An 11,012-nucleotide genomic window follows, 5' to 3' on the forward strand; every position below is an offset into this window, starting at 1 on the left:
ATGGATTGACTATGTCAATGCTCGGCGGATCTCCGGGAAGGGGCGGACCCCTCGGTCACACGTAGCCGGGAGCGCGCCGGGCCATCCGCGTCCGGGCGCCCAGGCTGGGCGTGAACGCCTCGTGGAACACGCTGGACGCGGCGCCCACCGCGGCCGCGGCCTGGTTGAGCCGGGACTGCGCGACGTGCACCTCGCGCACGTGCCTGGCCAGCGGGAACCGGTTGACCGCGGCGGCGATCTCCCTGCGGTAGATGCCGGCCACCGAGGGCAGCACGGCCGGTCCGCCGATGATCAGCAGCTCGACGTCGAGGAGGTCGACGAGCCCGACGGCGCCGAGGGCCAGCACCCTGGCGACCTCCTCGAACACCCCGATCGCCCGCCGGTCGCCGCGCGCCGCCGCCGCGCACACCCACTCGTAGCCGCCGTCGCCCTGCGGGACCATCATCCCGGCGGCCCTGGCCCGGTCCACGACCGCCGACATGGGGGCGCACTCGGGCACCCGGGCGGGCCCGCCCTCCTCGGTGAACCGCCCCGCCTCGATCGCGCAGAGCTTGCCCACCTCGCCCGCGTTGCCCGTGGTGCCGCGGTAGACGTCGCCGTTGAGGAACGCCCCGCTGCCCGCGCCGGCCCCGAGGTAGAGGTAGACGAAGTCGCCCGCGCGGTCGGCCGCGCCCAGCCAGCGCTCGCCGATCGCCGCCGCCGTGGAGTCCTTCTCCACGATCACCGGGGTGTCCAGCCGCTCGGCCAGCTCGGCCTTGAGCGCCACGTGCTTCCAGCTCCGGAACAGCGGCGGGTCGAGGAGCAGCCCGGCACGGGTGTCCAGCGGGCCCGGCACGGCCACGCCGACGCCGAGCAACGCCTCGGAGTCGGCGGCCCGCGCGGATTCGAGCGCCAGGCGGGCCATCTGCTCGACGCACCACCGCGGGTCGGGCCGCTCGCCCAGCGGGAGCTGCCGCTGGTCCAGCAGGTCGCCGCACAGGTCGACGGCCACCACTGTGATCATCTCGGGGTCGAGGTGGATGCCGATGGCGGACGCGGCGTCGGGGCGCAGCCGCAGCGGCGCCCGCGGCTTGCCCGCGCCGGCGGGCTGGCGGGCGTCCTCGGCCAGCAGGCCCGAGGTCAGCAGGTTGCGGGTGATCCGCGACACCGCCTGGGGGGTCAGCCCGGTCTGCTCGGCGATCTCCACCCGGCTGAGCGTCACGGCCTGCCGGATGCTCTCGATCACCAGCTTCTCGTTGTAGGAGCCGAGCGCGAGCTGGTTGAAGGCACGCGGGCTCGGGTGCGCCTGGGCCTGCTGCTCGGCGGGCTCCCGCCGCCGCCAGGCGAAGGCGCCGCGCGGCGCGTCCGCGTACACCCGCGCGGCCTCGGTGAACGCGCGCAGCACCGGCCTGACCCGGCCGGGGAACTGGTCGAGCTCGGCCAGGACGATCGCGCACGCGGTGCCGGTCCAGCTCATCGACCGGCCCGCGCGGTGCCAGGAGCGGGCCGGGCCGCCGCCTGGGGTGCCGGAACCGCCGCCCCAGGCGATGACGTGCAGGTCGCTGTCCGGGTGGTGCTCGGCGACGGAGGCGACCAGGGCGGCGGGGCCGTCCTGGTCCGCCGCCTTCCGCGCGGCCCCTCGCGTGGCCCCTCGCGTGGCCCCTCGCGTGGCCCCTCGCGTGGCCTCCGCCGTGCCCGCGGCCAGGGCGTCGCGCACGCGGCCGAGCTGGGCGGCGAGGGCCGTGTGGATGGAACGCCGCTCCTCGTTGTCGGCGGCGCGGCCCCGCTGCCCCCGCGGGCGGGCGCTCTCGCCGAGGACCACCAGGGCCGTGTCGCCGTCGGCCCAGACGCCGAGCAGCTCGCCGCGCGAGGAGGGGTAGGGCGGGTCGGCCGGCACCATCGTCAGGCCGCCGTCGCCGTGGCCGATCTCCCAGCGGCGCCACACCCCGGCGACGGCCTTGGCGGAGACGCCGAGCTGGTCGGCGAGGTCGCGGGCCGACCAGGTGCGGGCGGGGGCCGGCGGGCCCGCCAGGGTCGCGGCCACGACGCCGGCCTCGTCGAGCTGGGCAGGGTCGAGCGGGGCAGGGTCGGTCGGCACCTGCCTGCTCCCTCCGTCCACGTCGGGCATGCGGTCGTCCACCACCCCAAAAGTACTACGCCACCGGCGTCGCGGCCTCCCGGCGGCGGAGCGGGCGGACGGCATCCGTCCCGTTTTAGGGCCTTGACGTAAATCAATCCAATGGATTTACATGTTCGTCACATCGCCCGAGTGCACCGGGTCACCCGTCCCGCCCCTTCCCTCCGCCTCGCACCACGCGATCCGGGAACGGGAACCGGCTCACCGTCCCGAAGGGCACGCCATGTCCCTCCTCACCCGCCAGAAGCCCCGGCGCCGCTCCGGCGCCTCCGCCGTGGACCCTCCGCGCGGCGGCGCCCGCCGTGACCGGGCGCTGTTCTGGTTCACGGTGCCCGGCCTCGCCGTCGTGCTGCTGTTCCACTACGTCCCGCTGCTCGGGCATGTCATCGCCTTCCAGGACTACCAGCCGTTCATCGGCATCTGGCACAGCCCCTGGGTCGGCTTCGCCAACTTCTCCGTCCTGTTCAACGGCGAAGAGAAGCTCGTGATCGCCCTGGTCAACACCCTGCAACTGCTGCTGATCCAGGTGGTGTTCGTCTTCCCCGCGCCGATCCTGCTGGCGCTGGCGCTCAACAGCCTGCTCGGCGAGCGGCTCAAGCGGGTCGTGCAGAACGTCCTGTACCTGCCGCACTTCCTGTCCTGGGTGGTCGTCGTCGCGATCTTCCAGCAGATGCTGAGCGACGGCGGCCTGGTCAACGTGTTCCTCCGGGCGCAGGAACTCGGCACGTTCAACATCATCGGCAACCCTGAGCTGTTCAAGGCCCTGCTCACCTCCCAGGTGATCTGGAAGGACACCGGCTGGGGGACCATCCTGTTCCTCGCCGCGCTGTCCCGCGTGGACACGAACCTGTACGAGGCGGCGGCGGCCGACGGCGCGGGCCGCTGGCGGCAGACCTGGCACGTCACCCTGCCCGCGCTGCGCGGCCTGGTGATCCTGCTGCTCATCCTGCGCCTGGGCGACGCGCTCAGCGTCGGCTTCGAGCAGATCATCCTGCAACAGCAGAGCGGCGTCGGGATCCAGGCCGGCGAGGTGCTGGACACCTACGTGTACAACAACGGCCTCGTGGCCGGTCAGTGGGGCGAGTCGGCGGCGATCGGCCTGGTCAAGGGCATCGTCGGCGTGGCCCTCGTGCTGGGTGCCAACCGGGTCGCCCACCTCTTCGGCGAGGAAGGGATCTACCGCAGATGAGCGCCGCGCAGACCTACCGCAGCACCGCCGCGCGGTCCCGGGCGCGGGCGGCCGTGCCGGGGCGCACCCCCGCCTCGCCGCCGTGGCGGGCCGCCAAGGGCGTCCTGCTGCTGATCTGCTGCCTGCTGGTGATCGTGCCGTTCCTCTCGATCGTCGCGACGTCGCTGGCGGACAACGAGCAGGTCACCGAGGCCGGCGGCTTCGTGCTGTGGCCGGAGCGCCCGTCGTTCGCCGCCTACTCGGCCGTCCTCGCCGGCGGGGTGGTCACCCGGGCCCTCGCGGTGAGCGTCGGCGTCACCGTGGCCGGCACCGCGCTGGCCCTGCTGTCCAGCATCACCCTGGCGTACGGGCTGAGCAGGCCGGGCACCTTCGGGCACCGGCCGGTGCTGATGATCCTGCTGTTCTCGCTGCTCTTCACCCCCGGGGTGATCCCGAGCTACCTGCTCATCAAGCAACTGGGCCTGATCAACAGCTACTGGTCGCTGATCCTGCCCACGATGGTCAACGCCTTCAACGTCATCGTGCTGCGCGCGTTCTTCATGGGCCTGCCCAGGGAGCTGCTCGACGCGGCCAGGATCGACGGGGCGAACGCGCTGCAGATCCTGCGCCGCATCGTGGTCCCGCTGTCCAGGGCGGCCATCGCCGTGGTCGGCCTGTTCTACGCCGTGTCGTTCTGGAACGCCTTCTTCAACGCGATGCTCTACATGAACGAGTCGGAGAGCTGGCCCATGCAACTGGTGCTGCGCACCTACGTCGTGAACAACGCGGCCATCGGCGCCGGCGAGGTCTCCGTGGCGGGCGCCGCGCTGCCGCCCTCGTACGCGCTCCAGGCGGCGATCCTCGTGCTGTCCATCGTGCCCATCGTCGTCGTCTACCCCTTCCTGCAACGCCATCTGAGGAAGGGCGTGATGATCGGTGCCGTCAAGGGCTGAGGAGATGTCCGGGATGAACAACCACGTCACACGCAGGACGGTGCTGCGCGGTTCGCTCGGCGCCGTCGCGGGGCTGGCCCTCGCGGGATGCGGCGGCGGCGTCCCCGCCGTACCGCTCGCCGACAACTCGAAGGTGCGGATGCCGGACCACGTCCCCTACGCGGGGGTGCGGCCCGCCTTCCCGGGCACCGAGGAGGGCGTGCTCAACGGCTACCTGCACTACCCGGGCGACCCGGTCGTCGCGTTCCCCGGCGGGCCGCCCGCCAAGGGGGAGCCGATCTCGGTGATGACGCTGATCTACAACCCGGTGCCGCCGCCGGCGAGCCGCAACGGCTACTGGCAGGCGCTCAACCGCAGCCTGGGCACGGAGCTGCGGCTGGAGATCGTGCCGATCGCGGACTATCCCACCAAGGTCCCGGTCGTCATCGCGGGCGGCGACCTGCCCGACGCCATGTGCATCAGGCCCGAGATCTCCCAGCGTCCCGCCCTGCTGCACGCGCTGTTCCAGGACCTGTCCGAGCACCTGTCCGGCCCGGCGATCCGGGAGTACCCCTATCTGGCCAACATCCCGCCGCAGTGCTGGCGCTCGACCGTCTACAACGGCGGGATCTACGGCCTGCCGATGCCCCGGGCGAACGTCGGATCCGTGATGTTCTACCGGGCCGACCGGATGCGGGAGAGGTCGCTCGACCCGCGCCCGGCGGACTTCGCCGAGTTCAGGCGGCTGTGCGCCGACCTCGCCGACCCCCGGCGCAGCCGTTACGCCCTGGGCGACCCGCTGACCACGGTCTACTTCCTGATGGAGATGCTCGGCGGGCCCAACTTCTGGCGGGAGGACGGCGGGCGTTTCACGTACTGGCTGGAGACCGAGGAGATCAGGCAGGCGCTCGACGCGGCGCGGCAGCTCGCCAGGGCCGGGCTGTTCCACCCGGACGCGTTCACGGTGCTGAACAAGTTCAAGGACTGGTTCGGCAGCGGGCAGATCGCCCTGCACTACGACGGCAACTCCGGCTGGAACGACTTCTACCGGCTCTACGCGCAGAACACCCCGGGCTTCGCGATCGACGGCATGCTCGCCCCCGGGTTCGACGGCGGGCCGGGCACCCACTGGTCGGGGGTGTCCAGCTTCGCGTTCCTGTCGCTCAAGAAGGCGCCGCGCGAGCGCATCCGGCAGATCCTGCGCGCCTGCGACGCCCTGGCCGCGCCGTTCGGCACCGACGCCTACAAGCTGCGCAAGTACGGCGTGCAGGGCGTGGACCACACGCTCCAGGGTTCCGACCCGCTGCTCACGCCCACCGGCAAGGTGCAGACCACCGTGCCGACGATCTTCGTCACCGACGCCCCGCAGTCCCTGTACTTCCCGGAGAACCCCGCCGTCGTCCCCCTCCAGCACGCCTTCCAGAAACGCGCCCTGGACGTGCTGGTGACCAATCCCGCCGAGGGGATGTACTCCGAGACCGACGTCACGACCGGCCCGACGCTGCTGCTGCGGATGAACGACGAGCTGAAGGGCGTCGTGCAGGGCCGCGTGCCGCTCTCGTCGTGGGACGCCACGGTCCGGACGTGGCGGCGCGAGGGCGGCGACCGGATGCGGGCCGAGTACGAGCGGTACTGGGAGAGCAGCCGCTCATGACGCCGCCGCGCACGAGGGAGGACTGGGAACGGCTCGCCGACCGGCTGCTGGCGGCGGTCCGCCCGCACGCCTCGCCCGGCCGCGCCCTGATCCACCTGCCGGGCCCGGCGAGCGTGAACGGCCGCTGGAGCGACGGCCTGGAGGGCTTCGCCCGCACGTTCCTGCTCGCGGCGTTCCGGCTGGCGGGCGCGGGCGGCGAGGACCCGCACGACCTGGCCGGATGGTACGCGGGCGGCCTCGCGGCGGGCGTCGACCCGGCCGCCGCGGACCGCTGGCCGGCGTTCTCCGAGTGCAACCAGGCCAAGGTGGAGGCGGCGTCCATCGCGCTGGCGCTGCACGAGACCAGGCCGTGGATCTGGGACCGGCTGCCCGGACGCACCCGGGACCGGCTGCTGCGCTGGCTCGGCGGCATGGTCGGCGACGCGATGCCCGGCAACAACTGGATCTGGTTCCAGGCCGTCACCGAGGCGTTCGCGCGCACGGCGGGCGGCGCCTGGAGCGCGGCCGACCTGGCCGGGGCCGTGGACCTCACCGACGAGTGGTACGCCGGCGGCGGCTGGTATTCCGACGGGCTGTCCGGCGGCCGGCACCGCAACTTCGACCACTACAACGGCTGGGCCATGCACCTCTACCCGCTCTGGTTCTGCCGCATCCTCGGCGACCTGGCCCCGGCCGGCCTGCTGGACCGGTACCGGGAACGGCTGCGGCGCTTCCTCGGCGACTTCCGTCATCTCGTCGGCGGCAACGGGTCCCCGCTCATCCAGGGCAGGTCGCTGACCTACCGCTTCGCCGCCCTGGCACCGGTGTGGACCGGCGCGCTGTTCGACGCCACCCCGCTGCCGCCCGGTGAGACCCGCCGGCTGGCGAACCTCATGCTCGGCCACTTCACCGGCAACGGCTCGATCGGCGCGGACGGGCTGCTCACGCTCGGCTGGCACCGGCCCTTCCGCCCGGTGTTGCAGGTGTACTCCGGGCCGGCGTCGCCGTACTGGGCGAGCAAGGGGTTCGCCGGGCTGCTGCTGCCCGCCGGGCATCCGGTGTGGACCGCCGCCGAGAGCCCGCTGGCGGTCGAGTCGGCCGACTTCGCCCGCACGCTGGAGGCGCCCGGCTGGCTGGTGTCCGGGACCCGCGCGGACGGCGTCGTGCGGGTCGTCAACCACGGCGGCGACCACGCCGACCCGGCCCGGCCGCACTCCGACGACCCGCTGTACGCGCGCCTCGGCTACTCGACGCACGTGGCGCCGGAGACGCCGCCCGATCCGCGCGGCGGCCCGGTGGACTCCTGCGTCACGCTGGTGGACGCCGGCGGCCGGGCCTGTCACCGGCGGCCCCTGGAGCGGATCGCGGTGGCGGCCCGGACCGGCGTCTCGCGCTGGCGCGCGCACTGGCCGGACGACGAGCGGTGGGACTGCTTCGGCGGTCCTCGCACCCGCTACCGGCTCGGCCCGTGGCTCACCGTCGCGTCCGTGCTGCGCGGCGCGCTGGAGGTCCGCGTCGTCCGCGTCGATCCCGCAGCCGCCTGCGACGACGCCCATCCCGGCCCGTGGCGGCTGCGCCTGGGCGGCTGGGCCCTGCCCTGCGACTCCCCGGGGGACGCGTCCCGCGCGGCGGGCGACGTCGCCGTCGTCCAGGGTGGCGGCCTGTACAGCGCCGTCGCGGGGCTGTCCGGGTTCGGCCGCGCGGAGCGCCGTCTGCGCCGCGACGGCAACGCGCTGGGCGAGCTCTCCGCCACGCCCACGCTCTCCACCCGCGACGAGGTGGAGTTCGGGCGCCCGTACGCCGCCGCCGTGCACCTCGCGGGGGCTCCGCCGGCCACCGACCGGCTGCCGGGCGTCCGGTTCCGCGCCGCGGGCGCCGGCGCCGTCGAGGCCGAGGTCCGCTGGCCCGGCGGCGAGAACGACACCGTCCTGCTTCCCGCACCCGACGAGAGGGACTCACCGCACGATGCATGACGACCGCCGGCTCACCGAGAACCGCATCCCCAAGTTCGTGGACGAGCGCCTGCGGCCCGCCCTGTACGGCCCGCCGATCCCGCTGGAGCTGTCCGCCTGGCGCGTCCCCGACGAGCCCGTCCCGGTGGCCGAGGCGCTGACCGCCGAGTACACGCCGTTCCAGGTGGGCGAGGGGTGGGGGGCGCCGTGGGCGACCACCTGGCTGCGCGCCCGCGGCCACGTCCCGGCGGGCTGGGCGGGCCGGCGCGTGGAGGCGGTCTTCGACCTGGACTTCGACCTGACCGCAGGACCGGGCGGGCAGGCCGAGGGCCTGGTGCACGACGCCGAGGGGCGGCCCGTCCAGGGCCTGCACCCCTACAACAGGTCGGTGCTGGTCGCCGCGGAGGCGGCCGGCGGCGAGCGGGTGGACCTGCTGGTCGAGCTGGCCGCCAACCCGCCCATCGTCGGCAGCCGCGGCATCGGCACGCACTACGGGGCGAAGGACACCGCCGGATCCGCCGACCTCTACCGGCTCAGGGCGGCCCACCTCGCCGTGCGCGAGGAGGACGTGTGGCACCTGCTGCTCGACGTGGAGGTGCTGGACGAGCTGATGCGGGAGCTGCCGACCGGTTCGCCGCGCCGCCACGAGATCCTGCGCGCGCTGGAACGCGCCATGGACGCCGTCACCCCCTGGGACGTGGCCGCGACCGCCCCGGCCGGCCGTGCGGCGCTCGCCGGCGTGCTGGCCAGGCCCGCGAACGCGTCCGCGCACACGATCACGGCGGTCGGCCACGCGCACATCGACTCGGCGTGGCTGTGGCCGCTGCGCGAGACCGTCCGCAAGTGCGCCAGGACCTTCACCAACGTCACCACGCTCGCCGGGGAGTACCCCGAGCTGGTCTTCGCGTGCTCGTCGGCGCAGCAGTACGCGTGGATGAAGGAGCACCGGCCGGAGATCTTCGACCGGATCAGGAAGGCCGTCGGCGAGGGCACGTTCGTCCCGGTCGGCGGCATGTGGGTGGAGGCCGACGGCAACCTGCCCGGCGGCGAGGCGCTGGCCCGCCAGCTCGTGTACGGCAGGCGGTTCTTCGCGGCGGAGTTCGGCGTCGAGCAGGACGGGGTGTGGCTGCCCGACTCCTTCGGCTACACGGCCGCCTACCCCCAGCTCGCCCGGCTGGCCGGGGCCCGGTGGTTCCTCACCCAGAAGCTCTCCTGGAACGCGACGAACCGGTTGCCGCACCACACCTTCGACTGGGAGGGCATCGACGGCACCCGGATCCTCACCCACTTCCCGCCGGTCGACACCTACAACGCGGAGCTGACCGGGCGCGAGCTCGCGCACGCCGAGCGCAACTTCGCCGACAAGGGGGCGGCCACCCGCTCGCTGGCGCCGTTCGGCCACGGCGACGGCGGCGGCGGCCCGACCCGGGAGATGCTGGAGAAGGCCCGCAGGCTGCGTGACCTCGAAGGGTCCCCGAAGGTGGAGATCGCCCGCCCGGCGGAGTTCTTCGAGGCGGCCCGCGCGGAGTACCCCCGGCGGCCGGTGTGGCGCGGCGAGCTGTACCTGGAGACGCATCGCGGCACCTACACCAGCCAGGCCCGCACCAAGCGCGGCAACCGGCGGGCCGAGCGGCTGCTGCGGGAGGCCGAGCTGTGGGCCGCGACGGCCGCCGTGCACACCGGCGCCCGCTACCCCTACGAGGAGCTGGAGGAGCTGTGGCGGCAGGTGCTGCTGCACCAGTTCCACGACATCCTGCCCGGCACCTCCATCGCCTGGGTGCACCGGCAGGCCGAGGAGACCTACCGGCGGATCCACGGCGAGCTGGAACGGATCGTCGAGGGCGCCCTGTCGGCCCTGATAACCGGGGAGGACGGGCACGCGGTGTTCAACGCGGGCCCGGCGGCACGGCGGGAGGTCGCGGTCCTGCCACCCGGCGTCCCGGCGCCCGCGGGCGCGCAGCCGCTGTCCGGCGGAGGGCACGCGGTCGCCGTGTCCGCCCCCGCGCTCGGCGCCGGCGCGCCCGCCGGCGAGGCGCCCGCGCCGGTGGCCGTCGCCGTAGAGGGCGACGGGTTCGTCCTGGACAACGGGCTGCTGCGGGTCAGGATCGACGGCGACGGGCTCGTCCAGTCGGTGTTCGACCTGGCGGCCGGCCGGGAGACGCTCGCCCCCGGCCAGGCGGGCAACCTGCTGCAACTGCACCACGACGACCCCACCCTGTGGAGCGCGTGGGACCTCGACCACCACTACCGCAACACGGTGCGCGACCTGACCGGCGCCGTCTCGGTGACGGTCGCGGAACGCGGGCCGCTGCTGTGCTCGGTGCGCGTCGTGCGGGCCGCCGGCGAGTCGCGGATCACCCAGGACCTCGAACTCGCGGCGGGCTCTCGCCGGCTGATGGTCCGCAGCGACGTCGACTGGCAGGAACGCGACACGGTGCTCAAGGCCGCCTGGCCGCTGGACGTGCACGCCGAGCACGAGAGCGCGGAGATCCAGTTCGGGCACGTGCGCCGGCCCACGCACGAGAACACGAGCTGGGACGCCGCCCGGTTCGAGGTGTGGCACCACCGCTGGGTGCACGTCGGCGAGCACGGCTTCGGCGCGGCCGTGCTGAACGACTCCACCTACGGCCACGACGTGCGCCGGCACACCCGCGAGGACGGCGGCACGACCACCACCCTGCGGCTGAGCCTGCTGCGGTCGCCGCACAGCCCCGACCCGCAGGCCGACCGGGGCCGGCACACGTTCGTGTACGCGCTGGAGGCGGGCGCCGACGTCGGGGCGGCCATCGCCGGCGGCTACGCGGTCAACCTGCCGCCGCGTGTCCTGCCCGGCCGGGCCGGCTTCGAGCCGCTGGTCGCCGTGGACAACCCGGCCGTGGTGGTGGAGGCCGTCAAGCTCGCCGACGACCGCTCGGGCGACGTGGTGGTGCGGCTGTACGAGTCACGCGGGGGCGCCGCGTCCACGACGCTCACCTGCGCCGCCGAGCCGGCCGGCGCCTGGGTGGCCGACCTGCTGGAACGGCCGGAGACGGAACTCGACGTGTCCGCCGGCGGCATCCGGCTGTCCCTGCGCGCCTTCCAGATCCTCACCCTGCGCCTGCGCCTGCGCCGTCGCTGACCCGCCACCTCCATCGCCCCGCCCCCGGCCGGACCGCCGGGGGCGTCCGCTCCGGCGCGAGCCGCCCCGATCCCCGCCACCCCAGCCGACACA

The 11,012-nt window shown here is 74.1% G+C and carries 6 protein-coding genes; 5 read left to right on the forward strand and 1 reads right to left on the reverse strand.

The features are described from left to right. Positions 1–55: 55 nt before the first annotated feature. Positions 56–2,119: an ROK family transcriptional regulator gene (locus QSK26_RS16050; RefSeq protein WP_285775936.1), complete on the reverse strand. Its 2,064-nt coding sequence runs from the start codon at positions 2,117–2,119 to the stop codon at positions 56–58. Between the two features lie 220 nt (positions 2,120–2,339). Here QSK26_RS16050 and QSK26_RS16055 point away from each other — a divergent pair, with 220 nt between their 5' ends. The 5 genes from QSK26_RS16055 to QSK26_RS16075 are packed head-to-tail and all read left to right on the forward strand — an operon-like array spanning position 2,340 to position 10,919. Next, a complete protein-coding gene (locus tag QSK26_RS16055) occupies positions 2,340–3,305 on the forward strand; it encodes an ABC transporter permease (RefSeq protein WP_285775937.1) in 966 nt (321 codons plus the stop codon). Beyond that, complete coding sequence (locus QSK26_RS16060; RefSeq protein ID WP_285775938.1) at positions 3,302–4,237, forward strand: carbohydrate ABC transporter permease; 936 nt, start codon at positions 3,302–3,304, stop codon at positions 4,235–4,237. The genes QSK26_RS16055 and QSK26_RS16060 overlap by 4 nt, the downstream gene beginning before the upstream one ends. A 13-nt stretch (positions 4,238–4,250) precedes the next feature. Beyond that, positions 4,251–5,870, forward strand: coding sequence for an extracellular solute-binding protein (locus QSK26_RS16065; protein WP_285775939.1), 1,620 nt, complete (start codon positions 4,251–4,253; stop codon positions 5,868–5,870). Continuing rightward, positions 5,867–7,822, forward strand: a complete 1,956-nt coding sequence (locus QSK26_RS16070) for a DUF2264 domain-containing protein (RefSeq protein WP_285775940.1) — start codon at positions 5,867–5,869, stop codon at positions 7,820–7,822. Before QSK26_RS16065 ends, QSK26_RS16070 begins: the two co-directional genes overlap by 4 nt. Continuing rightward, positions 7,815–10,919 (forward strand): alpha-mannosidase, encoded by a 3,105-nt coding sequence (locus QSK26_RS16075; RefSeq protein ID WP_285775941.1) that lies wholly within the window; start codon positions 7,815–7,817, stop codon positions 10,917–10,919. The genes QSK26_RS16070 and QSK26_RS16075 overlap by 8 nt, the downstream gene beginning before the upstream one ends. The last annotated feature ends 93 nt before the right edge of the window (positions 10,920–11,012 follow it).

The sequence above is a fragment of the Microtetraspora sp. NBRC 13810 genome, assembly GCF_030268685.1.
GTDB lineage: Bacteria > Actinomycetota > Actinomycetes > Streptosporangiales > Streptosporangiaceae > BSRQ01.

What these genes read in the sequence shown, in the direction of transcription:
- QSK26_RS16070 (WP_285775940.1), top strand. Translation starts at nt 5,867, where the DNA reads ATGACGCCGCCGCGCACGAGGGAGGACTGGGAACGGCTCGCCGACCGG.
- QSK26_RS16075 (WP_285775941.1), top strand. Translation starts at nt 7,815, where the DNA reads ATGCATGACGACCGCCGGCTCACCGAGAACCGCATCCCCAAGTTCGTG.
- QSK26_RS16055 (WP_285775937.1), top strand. Translation starts at nt 2,340, where the DNA reads ATGTCCCTCCTCACCCGCCAGAAGCCCCGGCGCCGCTCCGGCGCCTCC.
- QSK26_RS16065 (WP_285775939.1), top strand. Translation starts at nt 4,251, where the DNA reads ATGAACAACCACGTCACACGCAGGACGGTGCTGCGCGGTTCGCTCGGC.
- QSK26_RS16060 (WP_285775938.1), top strand. Translation starts at nt 3,302, where the DNA reads ATGAGCGCCGCGCAGACCTACCGCAGCACCGCCGCGCGGTCCCGGGCG.